This window comes from Klebsiella michiganensis (assembly GCF_015139575.1).
Taxonomy (GTDB): domain Bacteria; phylum Pseudomonadota; class Gammaproteobacteria; order Enterobacterales; family Enterobacteriaceae; genus Klebsiella; species Klebsiella michiganensis.
This window is the reverse complement of record NZ_AP022547.1, coordinates 1071554-1091125: the sequence shown is the minus strand read 5'-3', so window position 1 is coordinate 1091125 and position 19572 is coordinate 1071554. Positions and strand designations below refer to the sequence as shown.

General features: G+C 61.0%; 23 protein-coding genes and 3 tRNA genes. 5 read left to right on the top strand and 21 right to left on the bottom strand.

What is annotated here, in order from left to right; genetic code table 11:
• Positions 1-7: 7 nt before the first annotated feature.
• Together gcvA and JLG71_RS05280 are read right to left on the bottom strand one after the other, a co-directional pair.
• Complete coding sequence (gcvA, locus tag JLG71_RS05285; RefSeq protein WP_004114967.1) at positions 8-925, bottom strand: glycine cleavage system transcriptional regulator GcvA; 918 nt, start codon at positions 923-925, stop codon at positions 8-10.
• 353 nt (positions 926-1278) lie between these two features.
• Positions 1279-1503 (bottom strand): YgdI/YgdR family lipoprotein, encoded by a 225-nt coding sequence (locus JLG71_RS05280; protein ID WP_014226620.1) that lies wholly within the window; start codon positions 1501-1503, stop codon positions 1279-1281.
• Between the two features lie 198 nt (positions 1504-1701).
• On the opposite strand from JLG71_RS05280, the gene csdA reads away from it, so the two are divergent.
• Together csdA and csdE are read left to right on the top strand one after the other, a co-directional pair.
• Entirely contained in the window at positions 1702-2907 is a 1206-nt protein-coding gene (gene csdA, locus JLG71_RS05275) for a cysteine desulfurase CsdA (RefSeq protein ID WP_200914008.1), read from the top strand.
• Complete coding sequence (gene csdE, locus JLG71_RS05270; protein ID WP_200914007.1) at positions 2907-3344, top strand: cysteine desulfurase sulfur acceptor subunit CsdE; 438 nt, start codon at positions 2907-2909, stop codon at positions 3342-3344. The genes csdA and csdE overlap by 1 nt, the downstream gene beginning before the upstream one ends.
• Before the next feature lie 122 nt (positions 3345-3466).
• Here the strand turns inward: csdE and tcdA are convergent, their stop codons facing one another.
• A complete protein-coding gene (gene tcdA, locus JLG71_RS05265) occupies positions 3467-4276 on the bottom strand; it encodes a tRNA cyclic N6-threonylcarbamoyladenosine(37) synthase TcdA (RefSeq protein ID WP_186006584.1) in 810 nt (269 codons plus the stop codon).
• 114 nt (positions 4277-4390) lie between these two features.
• Positions 4391-5488 (bottom strand): murein transglycosylase A, encoded by a 1098-nt coding sequence (mltA, locus tag JLG71_RS05260; protein WP_004124438.1) that lies wholly within the window; start codon positions 5486-5488, stop codon positions 4391-4393.
• Between the two features lie 211 nt (positions 5489-5699).
• Here mltA and JLG71_RS05255 point away from each other — a divergent pair.
• From JLG71_RS05255 to JLG71_RS05245, 3 genes are all read left to right on the top strand, one after another.
• Positions 5700-5776 (top strand) — tRNA-Met (locus JLG71_RS05255).
• Positions 5777-5823: 47 nt separating this feature from the next.
• Positions 5824-5900: transfer RNA gene (locus JLG71_RS05250), tRNA-Met, on the top strand.
• 44 nt (positions 5901-5944) lie between these two features.
• Positions 5945-6021 (top strand) — tRNA-Met (locus tag JLG71_RS05245).
• A gap of 99 nt (positions 6022-6120) precedes the next feature.
• Here JLG71_RS05245 and cobT read toward each other — a convergent pair.
• From cobT to JLG71_RS05160, 17 genes are all read right to left on the bottom strand, one after another.
• Positions 6121-7176 carry a nicotinate-nucleotide--dimethylbenzimidazole phosphoribosyltransferase gene (gene cobT, locus JLG71_RS05240; RefSeq protein WP_128334704.1) on the bottom strand — a complete coding sequence of 352 codons (1056 nt, stop codon included), beginning with the start codon at positions 7174-7176 and terminating at the stop codon, positions 6121-6123.
• Between the two features lie 74 nt (positions 7177-7250).
• On the bottom strand, positions 7251-7796 hold the full coding sequence (gene cobU / locus JLG71_RS05235) for a bifunctional adenosylcobinamide kinase/adenosylcobinamide-phosphate guanylyltransferase (RefSeq protein ID WP_004853703.1): 546 nt from the start codon (positions 7794-7796) through the stop codon (positions 7251-7253).
• Entirely contained in the window at positions 7790-9313 is a 1524-nt protein-coding gene (locus JLG71_RS05230) for a cobyric acid synthase (RefSeq protein WP_186006582.1), read from the bottom strand. The genes cobU and JLG71_RS05230 overlap by 7 nt, the downstream gene beginning before the upstream one ends.
• Entirely contained in the window at positions 9310-10125 is an 816-nt protein-coding gene (locus JLG71_RS05225) for an energy-coupling factor ABC transporter ATP-binding protein (protein WP_004105088.1), read from the bottom strand. The genes JLG71_RS05230 and JLG71_RS05225 overlap by 4 nt, the downstream gene beginning before the upstream one ends.
• A gap of 8 nt (positions 10126-10133) precedes the next feature.
• On the bottom strand, positions 10134-10811 hold the full coding sequence (locus JLG71_RS05220; RefSeq protein ID WP_014839396.1) for an energy-coupling factor ABC transporter transmembrane protein: 678 nt from the start codon (positions 10809-10811) through the stop codon (positions 10134-10136).
• Positions 10798-11079, bottom strand: a complete 282-nt coding sequence (locus JLG71_RS05215; RefSeq protein WP_004105092.1) for an energy-coupling factor ABC transporter substrate-binding protein — start codon at positions 11077-11079, stop codon at positions 10798-10800. Before JLG71_RS05215 ends, JLG71_RS05220 begins: the two co-directional genes overlap by 14 nt.
• Position 11080: 1 nt before the next feature.
• Positions 11081-11818, bottom strand: coding sequence for a cobalt ECF transporter S component CbiM (cbiM, locus tag JLG71_RS05210; protein WP_004124457.1), 738 nt, complete (start codon positions 11816-11818; stop codon positions 11081-11083).
• Positions 11815-12528 carry a cobalt-factor II C(20)-methyltransferase gene (locus tag JLG71_RS05205; protein ID WP_014839398.1) on the bottom strand — a complete coding sequence of 238 codons (714 nt, stop codon included), beginning with the start codon at positions 12526-12528 and terminating at the stop codon, positions 11815-11817. Before JLG71_RS05205 ends, cbiM begins: the two co-directional genes overlap by 4 nt.
• Positions 12525-13319 (bottom strand): sirohydrochlorin cobaltochelatase, encoded by a 795-nt coding sequence (cbiK, locus tag JLG71_RS05200; protein ID WP_200914006.1) that lies wholly within the window; start codon positions 13317-13319, stop codon positions 12525-12527. The genes JLG71_RS05205 and cbiK overlap by 4 nt, the downstream gene beginning before the upstream one ends.
• A gap of 10 nt (positions 13320-13329) precedes the next feature.
• Entirely contained in the window at positions 13330-14115 is a 786-nt protein-coding gene (locus JLG71_RS05195) for a cobalt-precorrin-6A reductase (RefSeq protein WP_128334707.1), read from the bottom strand.
• The gene (locus JLG71_RS05190) at positions 14112-14837 is read right to left on the bottom strand and encodes a precorrin-3B C(17)-methyltransferase (protein ID WP_004105101.1); all 726 of its coding nucleotides are present in this window, start codon (positions 14835-14837) and stop codon (positions 14112-14114) included. The genes JLG71_RS05195 and JLG71_RS05190 overlap by 4 nt, the downstream gene beginning before the upstream one ends.
• On the bottom strand, positions 14837-15892 hold the full coding sequence (cbiG, locus tag JLG71_RS05185) for a cobalt-precorrin 5A hydrolase (protein ID WP_014226630.1): 1056 nt from the start codon (positions 15890-15892) through the stop codon (positions 14837-14839). The genes JLG71_RS05190 and cbiG overlap by 1 nt, the downstream gene beginning before the upstream one ends.
• Positions 15873-16646 (bottom strand): cobalt-precorrin-4 methyltransferase, encoded by a 774-nt coding sequence (locus JLG71_RS05180; protein ID WP_014226631.1) that lies wholly within the window; start codon positions 16644-16646, stop codon positions 15873-15875. Before JLG71_RS05180 ends, cbiG begins: the two co-directional genes overlap by 20 nt.
• A complete protein-coding gene (locus JLG71_RS05175; RefSeq protein ID WP_025107435.1) occupies positions 16639-17208 on the bottom strand; it encodes a decarboxylating cobalt-precorrin-6B (C(15))-methyltransferase in 570 nt (189 codons plus the stop codon). Before JLG71_RS05175 ends, JLG71_RS05180 begins: the two co-directional genes overlap by 8 nt.
• A complete protein-coding gene (locus tag JLG71_RS05170) occupies positions 17198-17803 on the bottom strand; it encodes a cobalt-precorrin-7 (C(5))-methyltransferase (RefSeq protein ID WP_200914005.1) in 606 nt (201 codons plus the stop codon). The genes JLG71_RS05175 and JLG71_RS05170 overlap by 11 nt, the downstream gene beginning before the upstream one ends.
• On the bottom strand, positions 17797-18936 hold the full coding sequence (gene cbiD, locus JLG71_RS05165) for a cobalt-precorrin-5B (C(1))-methyltransferase CbiD (protein WP_200914004.1): 1140 nt from the start codon (positions 18934-18936) through the stop codon (positions 17797-17799). Before cbiD ends, JLG71_RS05170 begins: the two co-directional genes overlap by 7 nt.
• A complete protein-coding gene (locus tag JLG71_RS05160; RefSeq protein ID WP_004133657.1) occupies positions 18933-19565 on the bottom strand; it encodes a cobalt-precorrin-8 methylmutase in 633 nt (210 codons plus the stop codon). Before JLG71_RS05160 ends, cbiD begins: the two co-directional genes overlap by 4 nt.
• Positions 19566-19572 lie beyond the last annotated feature (7 nt).

Below are 19572 nucleotides of genomic sequence, written 5' to 3'. Positions count from 1 at the left end.
CGATGATTTATTGTTCATAACGAAAGCGAAATTTTTCTTGTTCATTAGCCGCTTTTGCCAGAATCCACTGGCGGAAGGCGGCTATTTTACCCAGTTCTGCCTGACTGTCATGACAAACGAGATAAAACGCATTCTTACTGACCAGAACATCATTAAACGGGCAGACCAAACGGCCCGCCTCAATCTCGGACTGCGCCATCACATTGTTGGCCAGCGCGACCCCCTGTCCATGGATTGCCGCCTGCAGCACCATTGCGCTGTGGCTAAATATCGGTCCCTGTTGAACATTAATATGGTTTAGACCTAACTGGCGGGTATAAGTTTGCCAGTCGCGGCGGGAAGCATCGTGCAACAGGGTATGTTGCGCCAGATCGGCAGGCGTTTTCAACGCTTTATCGCCGGTGAGCAACAGCGGTGAGCACACCGGGAGCAGATATTCGGCGTACAGCTTTTCCACCCGCAGCCCCGGCCAGTTGCCGCGGCCGTAAAAAATCGCCACGTCGACATCGTCGGCCAGCTTATCCTCCTGACGGTCCACGGCCTGGATCCTGACGTCGATTCCCGGATAAGCTGAGTTAAAGCTTGTAAGCCTTGGCACCAGCCACTGAATGGCAAAACTGGGGAGCATACTGACGGTTAAGGCCCCTTTTGCGCTTCGGGCCTGAAGCTTGCGGGTCGCTTCGGTGAGCTGCGAAAAAATCTCTTTGATATCCTGAAAATAGCTCTGCCCCTCCTCCGTCAAAAGAAGAGAACGATTGCGTCGACGGAACAGCTTGAGGCCGAGGAAATCCTCCAGGGACTTGATTTGGTGGCTGACTGCGGCCTGCGTCACAAAAAGCTCATCGGCGGCGCGAGTGAAGCTAAGATGGCGGGCGGCTGCATCAAAAACACGTAATGCATTCAGAGGTGGCAAACGCTTGGACATAGTTATTCTGGCTTAGATGTTAAGGCAATTTAACAAACAGGAAACAATAGTTAACCTATTAGTTTTTTTTATCTGAGCTATTATAATTTGTCCGTTGAGCTTCTACCAGCAAATACCTATAGTGGCGGCACTTCCTGAGCCGGAACGAAGAGCTTTTTTTGGAATGCGTGTTCCAACAAGCTTTTGGCTTACGGTTGTGATGTTGTGTTGTTGTGTTTGCAATTGGTCCGGGTTTGCGGACCATGGTAGCTCAGCTACCCCTTTTCACTTCCTGTACATTTACCCTGTCTGTCCATAGTGATTTAATGTAGCACCGCACTGCGCGGTGCTTTTTTTTGCCTGCTATACCGAAATCACTTATCCAGCTCGCCCAGCTGTTTTACGTCAGAACGGTTAATCTGCTGCTTGTTACCCCAGGCATCTTTGTACGAAATCATGCCAGTATCATTATCCGTTTGCGGTTTGCCGTCGGTCACGATGGTGCGCCCATCGTTGGTATGCATCACGTAGTTGGAGGAGCAGGCGCTCAGGCCAAAGGTCAGCACACAGGCAGAAATAATTGCGGCAGTCTTATTCATTTTCATCTTTCTCTCCTTTCGACTATTTATACTGTTTATGATTCGTTCTGTACCAGGTTAAAACGCAAACCCAACACTATTCAGCATAACTATCTTTTACCCACCCGAAGTCATATTCAGAAAATTCCAGTCGTTAGCAGAAACCTTGTATCACCCGCCGATTTGCGCGACGATCCTGATATCGATACGAGGAATCTCATGAACGCATTCAACCCCGTCCAATTTCGCGCCCAGTTCCCGGCGCTGGCCGACGCCGGCGTCTATCTTGATAGCGCCGCGACAACCCTCAAACCGCTGGCGGTCATTGAGGCCAGCGACCAGTTCTATCGCCTTAGCGCCGGTAACGTCCACCGCAGCCAGTTCGCCACCGCCCGTCAGCTAACCGAACGCTATGAAAACGCGCGCGAACGGGTGGCGACGCTGCTCAACGCCCCTTCCGGCCAGGATATCGTCTGGACGCGCGGCACCACCGAAGCCATTAATATGGTGGCGCAGAGCTACGTGCGCCCGCGCCTGAAACCCGGCGATGAGATTATCGTCAGCGAAGCAGAGCATCACGCCAACCTGGTGCCGTGGTTAATGGTTGCCGGGCAAACCGGCGCGCGGGTGGTGAAGCTGCCGCTGGCGGGCAACCGCCTGCCGGAAGTGGCGGCGCTTGGCGCGCTTATCACGCCGCGCAGCCGGGTGCTGGCGATTGGCCAGATGTCCAACGTCACCGGCGGCTGTCCGGATCTGGCGCTGGCAATACGCCAGGCCCGCGCTGCCGGGATGGTGGTGATGGTCGACGGCGCGCAGGGAGCGGTACATTTCCCGGCGGACGTCCAGGCGCTGGATATCGACTTTTATGCTTTTTCAGGCCATAAGCTCTACGGGCCGACCGGCATCGGCGCGCTGTATGGCAAAAGCGAACGGCTGGCGGAGATGTCGCCGTGGCTCGGCGGCGGAAAAATGATTACCGAAGTCACCTTCGATGGCTTCAAAACCCAGCCCGCCCCCTGGCGCTTCGAGGCGGGAACGCCCAATATCGCCGGGGTGATCGGCCTGAGCGCGGCGCTGGAGTGGCTGGAGGAAACGGACATCGCGCAGGCGGAAAACTGGAGCCGCGGCCTGGCGACGCTGGCGGAAGACGAGCTGGCGAAACGTCCGGGCTTCCGCTCCTTCCGCTGCCAGGACGCCAGCCTGCTGGCGTTTGATTTTGACGGCGTTCACCATAGCGATATGGTGACGCTGCTGGCGGAGTCGGGGATCGCGCTGCGCGCCGGTCAGCACTGCGCCCAGCCGCTGCTGGCGGCGCTTGGCGTCAGCGGCACGCTACGGGCCTCCTTCGCGCCTTATAACACGCAAGACGATGTTTACGCGCTGGTGCACGCCGTGGACCGCGCTCTGGAAATACTGGTGGATTAATGACGACTTCTCACCCTTTTGGTACCCGCATCACCGAGGCATCTCTACGGCAGACCTTTACCCCGCTCAGCCAGTGGGAAGATAAATACCGCCAGCTGATTTTACTGGGTAAGCAGCTTCCCGCGCTGCCGGACGACCTGAAAGCGCGAGCCAAAGAGATTGCCGGGTGTGAGAACCGCGTCTGGCTGGGGCACGTCGTTGACGCCGAGGGCAAGCTGCATTTCTTCGGCGATAGCGAAGGCCGCATCGTGCGCGGCATGCTGGCGGTGCTGTTGACCACTATAGAAGGCAAAAGCGCCGCTGAGCTGCTGGCGCAGGATCCGCTGGCGCTATTTGATGCGCTGGGGCTACGCGGCCAGCTGAGCGCCTCGCGCAGTCAGGGGCTCAGCGCCCTGAGCGAAGCGGTGCTCGCCGCCGCCCGCGAGGTTGAGGTTTAAGCGCATCCCGGGGGCGGCGCTTGACGCGCCTTGCCCGGGCTACGGGTTCGTGCGGTTTTGTCGCCCGGACAGGTGCGCAGTTTTGTAGCCCGAGTAAGGCGCCTGCGCCGCGACCCGGGAATTTACGCCGTCTGCCGCTCCGCCCTCGCCAGCATTTTCTTCAGCGCGTGGGAGACGGCGACAAAACCAAAGGTCGCGGTCACCATCGTCGCGGCGCCAAAGCCGGATGCGCAGTCCATTCTCTTCGGCCCCTCAGCGGTGCTTTTCATCGCACAAACGCTGCCGTCCGCCTGCGGATAAACCAGCGCTTCGGTGGAAAACACGCAATCCACGCCGAGCTTACCTTTGCTGTTCTTCACCACCCCAAACTGGCTCTTCAAACGCTCACGCAGCTTTGCCGCCAGCGGATCCTGGATGGTTTTCGCCAGATCGGCGACCTGAATTTGCGTCGGATCGATTTGCCCGCCCGCGCCGCCGGTGGTCACCAGCGGAACCTTATGGCGACGACAGTAAGCGATTAGCGCCGCTTTCGGGCGCACGCTGTCGATGGCGTCAATCACGTAGCTAAAGCCAACGCCAAGATACTCGGCGACGTTTTCCGGGGTGACAAAATCGTCCACCACCGTGACCCGGCACTCGGGGTTGATCAGGCGAATACGCTCCGCCATCACCTCGGCTTTCGCCAGGCCAACGTTGCCGCCAAGGGCGTGGATCTGGCGATTGGTGTTGGTCACGCAGACATCATCCATATCGATCAGGGTAATCGCGCCAATTCCGGTTCTCGCCAGCGCTTCCGCCGCCCATGAGCCTACGCCGCCGATGCCGACCACGCAGACGTGCGCGTCGGCAAAACATTGCAGCGCCTTTTCACCATATAAACGCGCCGTGCCGCCAAAACGCTGGCGCCAGGCATCGCTGATTACAACAGACATAAAACCTCAGAATTAGTGGACATTCCCGGGTCGCGGCGCAAGCGCCTTACCCGGGTGACAAAATCAGCCGTAGCCCCGGTAAGCGCAGCGCGACCGGGGAAGAGAACCGGCGTACTAGCCGCTAAAGACGTTGCCCGCGCCCGGGGCGTTTTTCAGCACCCATACGCGGCCGTAGTGGTTATACCAGCCGGCACGATGCCCGGCATCCGGGCCAATGCCCTGGTAAATATCGAAGTGCTGGCCTTTAATCGCCCCGCCAACATCGAGAGCCACCATTAAACGCAGCTCGTACTGGCCGTTAAACTTGCCGTTATTATCCAGCAGCGGCACCTCCGCCAGCAGCGTGGTGCCGGCAGGAACAATGGAACGGTCGGAAGCCACCGATGCCCGGCCGATCAGCGGCACCGCGCTGGCGCCTTTCACCGGCGCAAAAGACTGCGGTTTAAAGAAGACGAACGACGGGTTCTGCTCCAGCAGCTCGCGCACTTCCGCCTCGCTGTGTTTTTCGCCCCATTCGCGGATCGCCTGCATCGACATATCTTCGCGCTTCACTTCGCCGCGGTCGATCAGCACTTTACCGATGCTGTAGTACGGCCAGCCGTTTTTCCCGGCATAGCTGAAGAAGTTCAGCGGCGAGCCGTCGCCAAAGTCAATGTAACCGCTGCCCTGCACGTCCATGATGAAGTTATCCATCAGCGAGTTGCTGTAGGCCAGAATGTAGTTGTCGCTCAGAGCCCCGGCGTAGATGCTGGCGCGGGACGGCAGCTTGCCGCGCTTCGGCGGCATCCGGTAAATCGGGTACTGGAACTCGCCCTGGCGAGTATGGCGCGCCTGCACCACCGGCGTGTAGTAGCCGGTAAACTGGACGTTACCGTAGTTATCCGTCCCCTGCATCTGCCAGGCGTCGATACCAAACTGGCTCAGCGTGCGGGTGTCGCCGCCGGAACGCAGCCACTCCTGAATCGCATTGTAGACGTTGCTCTGGCTGGTGTAGAGGCGCGGAGAGGCGCTACGAATCTGTCTCACCTGCTCGGAGAAATCGCCGGCGTTGATCGGCGAGCCGACCGCATCAGGCTGGTTAACCAGTGAAAACGGCTGGGTGAGTTTACCTTCATTATACTGCTGACCGCGATCGGTCGGTTTTGAGGAACAGGCGGCCAGCATTGCCAGCATTGCGCCTGTTACTGCGTATTTTGCCCAACGTCCTTTCATGGTATCTCTTCTTTATGCTGCTAAGCCCGGGTGCGTGATGAAGATAACAAACCCCCAGGGCTAATGAAATGCGCTTAGGCACCGCAAAGGCAGTTTTGCGCAAAAAATAGGCTGGAAGTGATTCTATATGCACCATTTTTTACAAAATTGATGATTTCTGCCAAAAAGGGTTGCATCAAAACGTTAGCGGAGTATAGTGCGCTTCCACGGACGCGGGGTGGAGCAGCCTGGTAGCTCGTCGGGCTCATAACCCGAAGGTCGTCAGTTCAAATCTGGCCCCCGCAACCAATTAAAATCAGAGAAGTAGCGTTACTCGATGGAAGAGTAATGACGGACGCGGGGTGGAGCAGCCTGGTAGCTCGTCGGGCTCATAACCCGAAGGTCGTCGGTTCAAATCCGGCCCCCGCAACCAATTAAAATCTGATGCAAGTTTACTCGATGAAGAGTAAAGACGGACGCGGGGTGGAGCAGCCTGGTAGCTCGTCGGGCTCATAACCCGAAGGTCGTCGGTTCAAATCCGGCCCCCGCAACCAACATCATAAACACCCTCAAGGGTGTTTTTTTGTATCTGCGATTCGCAAAATCTTATACCTGATTCAGGGAACGGCTAAGCGCCGCTCCCCGGCCCTTTTTCAGCCCTTCGGCAACACAATATTGCTCGCCGCCAGCATGCCCATCTCGTGATACATCGCGCAGGCCGCTTCCACGATCGGCATCGCCAGCGCCGCGCCGCTGCCTTCGCCCAGGCGCATCCCCATGTTGAGATACGGCTCCAGCTCCAGGTGCATCAGCGCCGTACGCGCCCCCTTCTCCGCCGAATAGTGGGACGGGATCAGATAGGGCTTCACTTCCGGCGCAATTCGGCACGCCGCCAGCGCCGCCGCGTAGGAGAGGAAGCCATCGAGCACCACCGGAAGGCCGCAGGAGGCCGCGCCCAGCATCACGCCCGTCATCCCCAATAAATCAAAACCGCCCACTTTTGCCAGCACGTCGAGACCATCGTTCGGGTCAGGCCGGTTGACGGCGATAGCCCGGCGCACCACTTCCACTTTATTAGCGACCTTCGCCAACGGCAGATTAGCGCCAATCCCGACCACCTCCTGGGCATCGCTGCCGGTCAGAACGCTGACAATTGCCGCCGCCGGGGTGGTATTGGCCATTCCGAGCTCCCCGACGCCAAACAGCGTGACGCCATCCTTCGCCAGCCCTCGGGTATAGCGCATCACCTCCAGCAGCAGCTCTTCCGCCTGGCCGCGGCGCATTGCCGGACCGACGGCGATATTGCCGCAGCCGCGCGCCACGCGCATGTTGATAACGCCCGGAATCAGTTCAGCATCGATCCCGACATCAATCACGTGCATTTTCGCGCCCGCCTGCGCCGCCAGCACGCAAACGCCGGTTTTACCCAGCGTCATATTCGCCGCCTGAATGGCGGTCACCGCTTTCGGCGAGATGGCGACCCCTTCGTCCCACACGCCGTGGTCGGCGCACATCACCAGCAGCGCCTTCTTTTTCACCTGCGGCACGCCGTCAAGACCGGGCATGCCCGCCAGCTGTACGGCAAGATCTTCAAGGCGTCCAAGGCTTCCGGGCGGCTTCAGCAGGCCGTCGATATGAAGCCGGGCGCGCGCCATCGCGCTTTCATCAGGCGCCGGGATCGCGCCCAGTAGAGAGGTTAAGCTTTGCATAGAGGTTCTCGTCATGTTGGCTGGCTCATGGCAGAGCCAGCAGGAAGAATAACGCCCGGTACGGCGCGCCTGGCCTATTTGATTTTTACGCCAATGCCCGACACCACCAGCCACACCTCGTCCGCCGCCGCCGCAAGGCGCTGGTTAACGCGTCCGGCGATGTCGCGGAAATGGCGGGCCAGACGGTTTTCCGGCACAATCCCCATCCCCACTTCGTTGGTCACCAGCACCACGCGGGCCGGGCAGCGCTGGCAGGCGGCAATCAGTACCGCGATTTCGGCGTCGATCGCCCGCTCCATCGCCGCATAATCCCAGTCGTCCGGCGCGCTGTCGCCCCCCAGCGCAAACAGCAGGTTGGTTACCATGGTGGTGATGCATTCCAGCAAAATCGCCTCCTCCGGGGCGATATCCGGGGTGATCAGTTCATCAAGCTGCTGCCAGCGCTCGGCGGTGCGCCAGTGCGCGGGCCTGCCGTCGCGGTGGTGCTGGATCCTCGCCGCCATCTCGTCATCAAAGATCTGCGAGGTGGCGATATAGAGTACCTGCGGCGCATGGGCGATCAGCGCTTCGGCATGGCGGCTTTTACCGCTGCGCGCCCCGCCGGTGACTAAAGTCAGCATACGGGCTCCTGATGTTGGCGCATGATGGCGTAGATTTTTTCGATATCAATATGCTGACGCATCGCGTCCGCCAGCAGATCGAACTGGCGAGATTTATACTGCGCATACTCGAAATCGTTATCCAGCGCCGCCAGCCCTTTACGCTGGCGCAGGCCGTTAACCAGCGCGCGGGTAAATGCATCGCTATCGAACAGGCCGTGCAGATAGGTGCCAAACGCCAGGCCGTCATCGCTGACCGCGCCGTCCGCCACGCTCAGCCCGCCTTTATGTAATTGCATCAGCGAACGGCAGCCGTCGCGCAGCTCGGTTTCGCCCATATGAATTTCGTAGCCGCTTACCGCCAGCCCCGCCGTTGCCGCCAGCCACGCCGGCAGCGCCGGAGCCAGAGTCGCCGTTACCTGGGTGGTCGTTTTGCTGTGCGCAAAGTGGGTGACGGTATTGAGCAACCCCAGCCCCGGCTGGGTGCCAAGCCCCGACTCCACCTCATCGATTATGGTTTCGCCGAGCATCTGGTAGCCGCCGCAGATCCCCAGCACCGGTACGCCCTGGCGCCGGGCCTGCAGTACCGCGTGCGCCATGCCGCTCTCGCGCAGCCAGCCCAGGTCGCCGAGCGTATTTTTACTGCCCGGCAGGATAATCATATCCACGCCCGCCAGCTCCTGCGGCTGGCGAACATAGCGGACGCGGACGTCCGGCTGCGCCGCCAGCGCGTTGAAATCGGTAAAATTGGCGATGTGCGGCACCTGTATCACGGCAATCTCAATATCACGCCTGTCGGTACGCAGATATTTCCCTTTTTGCAGCGCGACTCCGTCCTCATCTTCAAGATCGACGTCCAGCCACGGCATGACGCCGAGCACCGGGACGCCGGTGAGCGCTTCTATCTGCTCGATCCCGGAATACAGCAGCGCCACGTCGCCGCGAAATTTATTGATAATCACCCCTTTGACCCGCGCGCGCTCGCGGTCATGCAGCAGCGCGAGCGTGCCGTAGATGGAGGCGAATACGCCGCCGCGATCGATATCCGCCACGAGGATCACCGGGCACTGGGCCATCTCGGCCATGCCCATATTGACGATGTCGCGATCGCGCAGGTTGATCTCCGCCGGACTGCCCGCCCCTTCCAGCACCAGCACATCATGTTCGGCGGCCAGGCTGTTATAAACCGCGAGGATCTGTTCGCGCAGGCGCGGCTTGTACTCGTGATAGCTCACCGCGTCCATATCGGTCGCCACTTTGCCCATCAGCACCACCTGCGCTTTGCGGTCGCTGGTTGGCTTAAGCAGCACCGGGTTCATGCGCACATCCGGGGTAATGCCCGCCGCTTCGGCCTGGAAAATCTGCGCGCGGCCCATCTCTTTGCCATCCGGCGTGATACCGGAATTAAGCGCCATATTCTGCGATTTAAACGGCGCGGTGCGCTGCCCGTCCTGATAAAAGATGCGGCACAGCCCCGCGACCAGCACGCTTTTGCCGACGTCGGAAGCGGTGCCCTGTAACATAATTGCCAGCGTCATGACGCCTCCTTCATCGCGTTGCTTCGCATCCGCGTAAAAAATTCTTCTTCGGTTTTACACAGCGGCAGCCCGAGCTGCGCGTGCAGTTTCACCAGCCACGGCTGGGTTAGCCCGGCCTGGGCCATCAGTTCGCTGCGGGCAAACACCTCCCCGGGTTCGCCGTGCGCCAGCACTTCGCCGCGGCGTAACACGTAAACCGCATCGCTGATTTCATAGATCAGATCGATGTCGTGGCTGGAGATCGCCACGTGGTTGCCCCGATCGGCAATGCGCTTAATGATGTCGATCATCTGCGCGCGCCCCGAGGGATCGAGCCCCGCCGTCGGCTCGTCGAGCAGTAAATAGCGCGCCTGCAGCACCAGCGCGCCGGCTATCGCCACGCGCTTTTTCTGCCCGTGGCTCAGGCACTGAATCGGCTGGTGACGAAACCCCTGGGCATCGACGAGAGTCAGGGCATCGTCCACCCGGCGGGCAATTTCCTCTTCCGCAACCCCCAGGTTACGCAGGCTAAAGGCGATATCGCTGTCGATATCGGTATAGAAAATCTGCTGGTCCGGGTCCTGGAAAACGGTCGCCACCTGCTGACGCAGCGCCAGCAGGCCGCGTTTGCTGTAGTCCAGCGGTTTTCCCTGCCACAGCACCGCCCCGCTCTGCGGGCGCAGCAGACCGCTCAGGTTCATAAACAGCGTGGATTTTCCGCAGCCGTTCGCCCCCACCAGTCCGGTCACCGCGTGATGGGAAAAATCCAGCGTCAGCCCCTTCAGCACCGGCTCGTCCTGATAGCGAAACCAGAGATCGGTCGTGGCAAGCATACTTATCCTTAGAGGTGAAAGTCACCCTGATACAGTTTGATATCCAGCGTGGTGCTCATCTGCTGGTAGCGGATCATCACCCGGGTAAACAGCAGCCCTACCAGCATCGCCAGCGAACGATAGCCCTTCGGCACGCTACGGTAGCCAAAACGTAATGTTTGCGCACGATGAATCGCCAGCGCTTCGTCTAACAGAATAAAAATAAAGCGCCAGGTTAGCAGGATTTGCTCGGTCAGCAGCCGCGGCACCCGCCCGCGCTTGAGCAGCACAATAAGCTGCGGGAACGGCAGATTCAGCACCAGCCAGAAGGTGGACGCCAGCGCCGCCAGGCTGCGCCAGAAGGTCTGATTGGCGGTCGTCAGCCCCTCCGACGTAATGCCCAGCCAGACGCTGCCCAGCGGCAGGCTCACCAGCAGATCCTGCGGATTGCGGCTGACGCTAAACAGAATGGTCAGCACGCCGATCAGCAGGAAGCCAAACGGCAGCGCCATCCAGCGGCACCAGCGCCACGGCGAGACCCGCAGCAGCCAGCAGGTTAAGGCGGCAATCAGCGCCATTTCGATACCCTGCCCCAGCGGAGGCAGGGTAAAGGCCAGCACCATCAGCAGCAGCCAGAACAGGAACTTGCGCTCCGGCGCGACGTGAAACCAGCGGCTCTGATAGCTGAGTCGGTCAAACCCGGTCATCACGGCGCTGTCTGCCTTTGCTGTAGCCCAGAATATAGAAAATTACCGCCGCGCCGAGAGAGCCCTGAAGCGTAAACAGCAGGCTCTCAATTTCTCCGCTCGCCGGTTCGTACAGCGGCTGGAACCACGGCTCATAATGCGGCGCAACCACCTGAATCTGGCTCTCCGCCTCGCCGTCTGAACCGCCGAATTCGCCGCCGTGATCGACAAAGAACGGCAGGATCACCAGCGCCACCACCATGGCGAACAATATCAGCGTCTTTTTCATGTTAATGCCCCTGTGCGGTAATCAGCTGACGTTTGGTCAACTGGTCGTAGATCATGACGGTTAACAGTCCTTCAGCAATGGCGATCGGGATCTGGGTCAGGCAGAAGATCCCCATAAACTTGACGATCGATCCGGTCGCGCCGGCGGTCGGATCCGGGAAGGCCACGCCGAGCTGTACGGAGGTGACAAAGTAGGTCACCAGATCCGCCAGCATCGCGCAGAGAAACACCCCGACATCGCGGCGAATGCCCGCGCGGCAGGCCATTTTCCACACCATATAGCCGACCACCGGCCCGATTACCGCCATCGACATCCCGTTCGCGCCGAGCGTCGTCAGCCCGCCATGCGCCAGCAGCAGCGCCTGGAACAGCAGCACGATGGCGCCAAGGATCGCCACCACTCCCGGCCCGAAGAGAATCACCGCCAGGCCGACGCCGGTCGGGTGCGAGCAGCTGCCGGTCACGGAAGGAATTTTCAGCGCCGAGAGGACAAAAATAAACGCCCCGCACAGCGCCAGCAGCACCTTCTGGTTGTTATCTTCCTGCACGATGCGGCGCAGGCGCACCAGCCCGTACCACAGGCAGGGTAAAAACAGCAGCCACCATGCCAGGGCCCACATCGGCGGTAAAAACCCCTCCATAATGTGCATCGCGAAAGCCTTTTCGGGTACCACTATCAGCAATAGCGCCGCAGCTAACCCGCTGAAAGACAGCTGTTTTAGCTGTTGTTCAAGTTTCATTCTGCATACTCCCACTGTTTATTGACCAGAATGGTCGAGAAATAGGGCAGCGGCTGGTCGTCGCTGACGTCACGGAGATGGCGCCAGCACTGCTCGCCCGGCAGCGTGGCTTCGGACATCATCAGCGCGGCATCCAGCAGACCGTTTTTTGCCAGCAGCGCTTTGATGCGGGGAAAGCGCCCGTACACTTTCATCAGCACCAGGCTTTCATGCTGGCGCAGCGCCTGCTCGATTTCCGTTTCCGGCGCGGTGCAGGAGATCACCGCCAGCGACTGCTGCTCCATGGCCAGCGGCGTTTGCGAACGCGCGGCAATGGCGGCGAAAGAGGTGACGCCGGGAACAATCTCCAGCCACTCCGGGCTGCCGATACGCTGGAGTAAGAACACCCAGGTGCTGAACAGCATGGCGTCGCCGAGGGTAATAAACCCGACCTGCTTGCCCGCCTCCACTTCCTGCACCAGCGCCGCGGCGACCTCATCCCATACCGCCTCTTTTTCCGCGCTGTCGGCGCTCATCGGGAAATGGCAGCAGCGCACTTCGGTCCGTTCGCCGATATACTCCCGCACGATGGAGAGCGCGAGGCTGTCGCCGCCTTTACGTCCGGCGGGGGCGTAGAGAATGTCCAGCTTGCCCAGTACCCGCGCCGCGCGCACGGTGATCAGGTCGGCGGCGCCAGGGCCGGTACTTAAGGCATATAGTTTGCCGCTCATGCCGCCTCCTCCATCGCCAGGCTCAGCGCCTGCTGCAGGTGAGTGACGAACATTGCGCGCACCGCCGGATTCTCTCCCAGCCCGTTCAGCCACGGCGTCGCCGTGATACCGGCGGCGTTAAACAGCGTTTTCCAGGAGTCCTCTTCGTCCGAGGCCATATCGTTAATGGCGTGATCGCCGGCCACCAGCATCAGCGGCATCAGGTGCACGCCCTTCACCCCCTGCCGGCGCAGGCTGTCGATAAGAATATCGACTTCCGGATAGCTCTCGACCGCGCCGACCCGCGCCGGAAACCCCTTCGCCGTCATCATATGGTCCAGACAGGCGTAGGCGGCGAAAGCGTGATGGCTGGCGCCGTGGCCCATAAAGACCACCGTTTCATCGGCGGCAAGCGGCGGCATCTGCTGGCGCAGCGCCTGCATCAGCTGGACATAATCATTATGGCTGCTCAGCAGCGGCGCCCCCAGCGTCAGGCGGAGGAACAGCGGGCGCAGGCTTTGCACTTCACGGACGATCTTTTCATATTCATCGCCGTTGATAATGTGCAGCGACTGAATCGCCACATCCTGGTAGCCCTGCTCGGCCAGCTTCTGCAACGCCTGCAGCGGCGTATCAATCTCGATACCGTCGCGCTGCTTGAGCTTGCGGATAATCATCCCGGAGGTGAAGGCGCGAAAGGTGTCGCGGTCCGGGCAGCTGGCCGCCAGCTCGCGCTCGCAGGCGACGATATTCTTTTCACAGGTGTCGGGATAGCTGGTGCCAAAACTGACCACCAGAAGCGCTTTTTTCATTTCGGACTCCTTAAGCAGCGGCCAGCCAGCGCGCTAAGCGCCGGGCAAAGGCAGCCTGACTTTCCAGTAATTCTTCACCGGTCACCAGCGGTGCCGGGCGCGTAATCACGATGCAGGGGATACCGGCATCCAGACAGGGTTGTACTTTTTCCTGATAGCCGCCTTCGGCGCCGGAGGCCTTGGTGATCACCACATCGGCCCGGCACTGGCGGTAGAAAGCAGCGTTGAACTCGGAGCTGAACGGCCCGCACAGGGCGAAGATCTCGCCAACGCCGAACCCCAGCCCGGCGCACTGGGCGATGACATCGGCGACCGGCAACACCCGGGCCAGCAGCGTTTTTTCGCCTAATCCCGCCCGCCAGCGCGCCAGATCTTTGCTTCCGGTGGTGAGCAGCACGCGCTGGCCGAAGCGCCGCGCCACCTCGCAGGCCTGTTCAATGCTCTCCACGGTATAGAGCAGCGGATGCCTCAGGCCGCTCAGCTGTTCAGGGCGCTGATAGCGGCTCAGCAGCACGCCGGCGGTTTCGCAGGCCCGGACGATATTGCGGCTCACCGCTTCGGCGTAGGGGTGCGAAGCATCGATCACCCAGCGGGTCCGGTTAGCCTTCAGCCAGGCGATCATCTCCTCCAGCTCGAGACGCCCGCAGCGCACCTGGCCGCGAATGTCTCCCGCCAGCTGCTGGCCGGTGGGCGTCGCCACCGACAGGGTGTATTTAACCTGCGCCGCGTCAAGCTGCTGGCACAGCGCCCGCGCGTCGCTGGTTCCGCCCATCACCAGCACCTCGCCGTGGCTCACAGCACGTAGCCTCGCGGGGTGATCATCAGGCCATCCTGGATATACGTCGCCTTGTTGCCAACGATCACCAGGCTGGTCATATCGACCGGTGCAAAATCCATCTCCCCCAGGGTGGTCAGCCATTTCTCCTGTTTTTTACGTCCGGCGGACTTCACGACCCCCACCGGAGTCTGCGCGCTTTTACTGGCCGACAGCAGCTCAAAGGCGCGCGCCAGATGGCCCTCGCGGCCGCGGCTGCGCGGGTTGTAAAAACAGATCACGAAGTCGGCTTCCCCGGCGGCGACAATACGCTTTTCAATCACCGGCCACGGTGTCAGCAGGTCGCTGAGGCTGATATGGCAGAAGTCGTGCATCAGCGGCGCGCCCAGCAGCGAAGCGGCGGCGATGCTGGCGGTCATCCCCGGAATCAGGCGGACTTCCACATCCAGCTTCTGCTTGCTGACCAGCTCAAGCACCAGTCCGGCCATGCCGTAAATACCGGCGTCGCCGCTGCTGATCAGCGCCACGTTATGCCCGGCCTGCGCCAGCTCAATCGCCGCCTGGCAGCGCTCAATCTCTTTGCACATCCCGGTTTTGATCACCTGCTTATCGCCGGTAAAGGCTTTCACCAGGTGCGTGTAGGTTTTATAGCCAACGACGATTTCCGCCGCCTGCAGCGCTTCAATGGCCTCCATGGTCATCATGGACTGCGAGCCAGGGCCGATTCCGATTACGCTTAACATCAGTGTGAAACTCCCAAAGTGATAGTGACGCCCTGTTCGCGCAGGGTTTCGCCCAACAGTTGCCCATGGCTCAGCAGCCAGGCCGCCGGGCCGGATACGCTCCCCACGCCGACGGTTTTTCTGACGAACGATGAAGCGGGAAAATGGTGCTCATGCTCGCGCAGCGCATCAGCGGGAAAGGTTTCGAACGGTACGCGACAGCAGGAGGCCAGCTGAATCAGCCCCTGCTCGTGCTTCTTCAGCGTCACGCTGCCGATGGCTTTCAGCGCCAGCGGATCCAGACGCTGCGCCTCAAGCTGGCGCGCCAGCAGCGCTGCTAACAGCGGGAATGGCGTATCGCGACGGCAGCCAATTCCGGCGACCACCCGCTGCGGCACCAGCTTCCAGTGCGGCACGGCGATGGCCGGCAGCTCGTTGCGCAGCGTGACGCAGACCAGCGCGTCCAGCTCGGGAAGCTGGTGCAGATCGGTCACGGTGATAAATCCCCGCCGGTCGCAGCGGCTGACGTCTTCATCCAGCTCGTCGTCCCACCACAGGCCGACGCGCTGCTGGCTGACCAGCATCTGGTTGACGGTTTTCACCGCCGCGCGGAAATCGCTCATCCGGGCATTAAGCTGGAATGCCAGGGTATCCAGCGCCGCCATCTCGTTGACGTCGGTGGCGGTGGTGATCACCGGGTCGGCGCCGAGCATCCCGGCCAGATAGCGGCTGAGGGCATTCGCGCCCCCCGCGTGGCCGGAAAGCAGGCTAATAACGTGCTGGCCGCGCTCGTCAATCACTACCACCGCCGGGTCGCTGAACTTGTCATTCACCAGCGGGGCCAGCACGCGTACCGCGATCCCGGTGGCGCCGATGAAAATCAGCGCCGAATAGCTGCTGAAGGCCTCGCGCGCGGCGCTGGCAAAACCGTTTTCAAAGGGGAGAAACCCCTCCTCCAGCAGCTTCTCGCTGGTAAAGCAGGTTAACGGCAGCATCGCCGCCAGCCGTTTCGCCAGCCGCACGCCGCCAGGGGTCAGGCAGAAAAGCGCGATTGATTCAGGCTTTACGGTATTCATGGCTAAAGTCCGCCGCGTAGAGTTTTGAGTAGTGATACTCAGAGCCCAGGAAATTCCCGACCAGAATGAGCGCCGTTTTGCGGATCCCCGCCTCGCGCACCTTGTCGCCGATATCCGCCAGGGTACCGCGTACGGTCTGGCTTTCCGGCCAGGTCGCTTTGTAGATCACCGCCACCGGCGTGGTTGCCGGGTAGCCGCCTTCCATCAGGCGCTCCGCCACCCGGTGAATGCGCTGTACGGAAAGGTAAATCGCCATCGAGGTCTGGTGGCTGGCAAACGACTCAAGCTGCTCGCGCTCCGGCACCGGCGTGCGCCCTTCGAGGCGGGTAATAATCAGGCTCTGGGAAACTTCCGGGACGGTGTATTCGACGCCCAGCTCCGCCGCGGCGCCCAGAAACGCGCTGACGCCCGGCACCACCTGCCAGTCGATGCCGCGTTTGGTCAGCTCTTCGCCCTGCTCGCGGACCGAGCCGTACAGCGACACGTCCCCGGTCTGTAAACGCACCACCGTTTTCCCGGCTTTAACGCCGGCTTCCATCAGGTCGAGAATTTGCGCCAGATGCAGTTCGGCGCTGTCGTGACACTCGGCGCCGGGCGGACAGTACTCCAGCAGCGCGGTGTTTATCAGCGACCCGGCGTAGATCACCACCTGGGCCTGCTGGAGCAAACGGTACCCCTTGAGGGTAATCAGCTCACGGTCGCCCGGCCCTGCGCCAACGAACCACACACAACGGGGGTCAAATGTCTCAGCCATGGTTTTCTTCCTTCTGACAGGCGATAACAAAAACGGGATTATTCGGTTTGAAATAGTGGCCGCTGCCCAGCGCGGTCAGCGATGAAACGTTCAGCTGCAGGCAATCAATCTGCGTAATCCCCCGCTGCCGCAGATAGTCGAGAGCGGCGTTCAGGTTCTCCTGCAGGATAAAGGTCATCACCAGACGACCGCCGGGGTAGAGCTGCTGCCACGACCAGTCAATCAGTTCGTCGAGGCGGCCGCCGCTGCCGCCCATAAAAATGGCGTCGGCCCGCTCGGTGATCACCATCGGCGCTTCGCCGGGCAGGATCTCAATGTTGCCGCAGGCGAAATGCTGGCGGTTTTCGTCCAGCAGCTGCAGGGCCGCGGGATTGCGTTCGACCGCCGTTACCTGCAGCGAGGGGTACTGCAGCGCCGCCTCAATCGACACGCTGCCGGTACCGGCGCCGATATCAATCAGGTGGCTTGCCCGGTGTAGCTCAAGTTTGGCCAGCGCCAGCGCGCGAACCGCCTCTTTGGTCATCGGCACCTTCTCGCCGCGCAGAAAAAGCTCATCTTTCATCGAGGATCACCACCGCGTTCATCTCATATTCGCCGTCGACCTCACTGACCGGTAGCCAGCGGATCCGCTCGTTATCCATCGCCAGATTTTCGCCAATCACCATCCAGCGATACCCTTTACCCCGCGCCGCCAGCTGGGCGGCGATTTCCCGCGGCCCGCAGCGCCCGTCGGTCACCATCGCCACCTTGCGCTGGCGCGCCAGTTCATCAAAACAGACGTCCCGCCCGTGGCTGCTGGTCAGCCAGATATCGTTCATATCGATACCGGCCTTCGCGCAGAGATACTGCACCGCGCTGATGCCGGGGATAATACGCACGCGCTCGATGCCAAAGTGGGCTATCAGCCGCGTACCGATGCCGTAAAACAGCGGGTCGCCGGAGGCCAGCACCACCACCTTCTGCGCTTCGCGTTCGCCGAGCCATACCAGCAGTTCGGCAATATTGGCGCCCAGCGCAAACCGTTCGCCGACAAACTCAGGGAACTGCTGTAAATGCCGCTTGCCGCCCACCAGCACGTCCGCGCTGGCGACCGCGTCCCGCGCCGCCGGCGTCATCAGATGCAGGCCTGACGGACCCATGCCGACGACCGTTAACATGACATCTCCCGCGCAATGTCGGCGATCGGCCGATTGCTGCCGAGGACCTTGTTATCAAAGGAGAACATGATGGCGTCGCAGACGGGCGGCGTTTTGGTAAAGCGCAGCATCTGCATCACCCGCAGGCAGATGCGTTCGGCAAGATGGTGATAGATATGCTGAAAACCGTACGCGTCGATGTGCTCCATCGCCGCTTCGGTGGTATCGCATTCGCTCACCAGCTGCAGCAGCGTCAGCGGCGCGCCCAGCAGCGCCAGATGCGCGACCAGGGTTTCCATCCGCGCATCGGCGATATGGCTGTGGGTGTGGAAGATCCCGGCGGCGACTTTAATCAGCTTGCCGGGATGGCCAATCAGCACGATCTGGCGGAACCCGAGGCGCACGGCCTCTTCAATCATGTAGCCGACGAAGTTGCTCATGGTGACCACCACCTGCGCATCAATGCCCATCTGCTCGCGTACAAAGCGCTCGCCGTGGTTGCCCGGCACCAGCACCACCCGCTCCAGCCCCGCCGCGCGCTTAATTTCCAGCTCCAGCGACAGCGAACGCTTCCAGCTCTCCTCCGACATCGGCGTCACGATACCTGTGGTGCCGATAATCGAGATGCCGCCCAGAATCCCCAGCCGCGAGTTATAGGTTTTCTGCGCCCGCACCTCGCCTTCCGGGGCGAAAATCTCTACCGTCGCCCCGCGCGACGGGCCAATCGCTTCGCGCACCGCCGACTCGATGGTGTGGCGCGGGGTGCGGTTAATCGCCGGGCTGCCGATGGGCAGGCCGATCCCTTTGCGGGTGACCGTGCCGACGCCTTCGCCGCCGCGCAGGGTAATCTCGCCGGAATCGTCGAGCGTCACGCGGGCGAAAATCAGCATCCCGTGGGTGGCGTCAACATCGTCGCCGCCGTCTTTACGGATGGCGGCGATCGCCTGCTGCCCTTCAACGTGCGGCGACTCGACGTTAAGGCACAGGGTGACGCCGGAAGGGGTGACAATGGAGACCTGATGAATCAGATGCTGACGCATCACCATCAACGCCGCGACCTTTGCTGCCGCCGTCGCGCAGGATCCGGTGGTATAGCCTTTGCGCAGCGCCTTGCCGTTGTGCCATACCGGGGCGTCAAAGGATTGCTCGCTCATCGCGCCCCCTGTAAGTGGTACAAAATGGCGTTGACGATGGCGGCGGCGACGTTGCTGCCGCCTTTACGACCCAGCGCGGCGATGCCCGGCAGGCCGCTCTGCGTCAGGGCCTCTTTCGACTCCGCCGCGCCGACGAAACCGACCGGCACGCCAATCACACCGTTGACCGCGACGTCATGCTCCAGCAGACGAAACAGCGCGGTGGGCGCATTGCCGAAAACAAACACCTTCTCGCCCTCTTCGGCGACCGCGATATCAACCGCCGCCATCGAGCGGGTCATCCCCTGCGCTTTGGCCTCCGCCACCACCCGCGGATCGCTGATATAGCAGCGGCACTCGCCGCCGAATTTCGCCAGCAGGGTTTTATTGATCCCGGACAGGGCCATGGTGGTATCGGTATAAAGCGTGCAGGGCTGGCTCAGGGCGGCGCTCAAGCGCGGAAGCACGTCGGGCGAAAACCACAGGATATCCAGCCAGTCAAAATCAGCGGTGGTGTGGATCACCCGCTTGATAATGGCTTCGTGCAGCGGGCTGGCAAAGCGGTAGTCCGGGCGGGTCTGCGCAATAATATCGCCAATAATGTCGAAGCTTTTCGCCTCAATCGCCTGCGGTTGCTGGATATAGTGCATTCATTTG

Bases quoted from the DNA above. Each gene is read 5' to 3' on its own strand.
- JLG71_RS05175 (WP_025107435.1), bottom strand. From the start codon at position 17,208: ATGAAAGATGAGCTTTTTCTGCGCGGCGAGAAGGTGCCGATGACCAAA.
- cbiK (WP_200914006.1), bottom strand. From the start codon at position 13,319: ATGAAAAAAGCGCTTCTGGTGGTCAGTTTTGGCACCAGCTATCCCGAC.
- JLG71_RS05170 (WP_200914005.1), bottom strand. From the start codon at position 17,803: ATGTTAACGGTCGTCGGCATGGGTCCGTCAGGCCTGCATCTGATGACG.
- tcdA (WP_186006584.1), bottom strand. From the start codon at position 4,276: ATGTCTGTTGTAATCAGCGATGCCTGGCGCCAGCGTTTTGGCGGCACG.
- cobT (WP_128334704.1), bottom strand. From the start codon at position 7,176: ATGCAAAGCTTAACCTCTCTACTGGGCGCGATCCCGGCGCCTGATGAA.
- JLG71_RS05215 (WP_004105092.1), bottom strand. From the start codon at position 11,079: ATGAAAAAGACGCTGATATTGTTCGCCATGGTGGTGGCGCTGGTGATC.
- csdA (WP_200914008.1), top strand. From the start codon at position 1,702: ATGAACGCATTCAACCCCGTCCAATTTCGCGCCCAGTTCCCGGCGCTG.
- cobU (WP_004853703.1), bottom strand. From the start codon at position 7,796: ATGCTGACTTTAGTCACCGGCGGGGCGCGCAGCGGTAAAAGCCGCCAT.
- mltA (WP_004124438.1), bottom strand. From the start codon at position 5,488: ATGAAAGGACGTTGGGCAAAATACGCAGTAACAGGCGCAATGCTGGCA.
- JLG71_RS05230 (WP_186006582.1), bottom strand. From the start codon at position 9,313: ATGACGCTGGCAATTATGTTACAGGGCACCGCTTCCGACGTCGGCAAA.
- cbiD (WP_200914004.1), bottom strand. From the start codon at position 18,936: ATGAGCGAGCAATCCTTTGACGCCCCGGTATGGCACAACGGCAAGGCG.
- JLG71_RS05160 (WP_004133657.1), bottom strand. From the start codon at position 19,565: ATGCACTATATCCAGCAACCGCAGGCGATTGAGGCGAAAAGCTTCGAC.
- cbiM (WP_004124457.1), bottom strand. From the start codon at position 11,818: ATGAAACTTGAACAACAGCTAAAACAGCTGTCTTTCAGCGGGTTAGCT.
- JLG71_RS05180 (WP_014226631.1), bottom strand. From the start codon at position 16,646: ATGGCTGAGACATTTGACCCCCGTTGTGTGTGGTTCGTTGGCGCAGGG.
- JLG71_RS05280 (WP_014226620.1), bottom strand. From the start codon at position 1,503: ATGAATAAGACTGCCGCAATTATTTCTGCCTGTGTGCTGACCTTTGGC.
- JLG71_RS05190 (WP_004105101.1), bottom strand. From the start codon at position 14,837: ATGTTAAGCGTAATCGGAATCGGCCCTGGCTCGCAGTCCATGATGACC.
- JLG71_RS05225 (WP_004105088.1), bottom strand. From the start codon at position 10,125: ATGCTTGCCACGACCGATCTCTGGTTTCGCTATCAGGACGAGCCGGTG.
- JLG71_RS05205 (WP_014839398.1), bottom strand. From the start codon at position 12,528: ATGAGCGGCAAACTATATGCCTTAAGTACCGGCCCTGGCGCCGCCGAC.
- cbiG (WP_014226630.1), bottom strand. From the start codon at position 15,892: ATGAATACCGTAAAGCCTGAATCAATCGCGCTTTTCTGCCTGACCCCT.
- gcvA (WP_004114967.1), bottom strand. From the start codon at position 925: ATGTCCAAGCGTTTGCCACCTCTGAATGCATTACGTGTTTTTGATGCA.
- csdE (WP_200914007.1), top strand. From the start codon at position 2,907: ATGACGACTTCTCACCCTTTTGGTACCCGCATCACCGAGGCATCTCTA.
- JLG71_RS05220 (WP_014839396.1), bottom strand. From the start codon at position 10,811: ATGACCGGGTTTGACCGACTCAGCTATCAGAGCCGCTGGTTTCACGTC.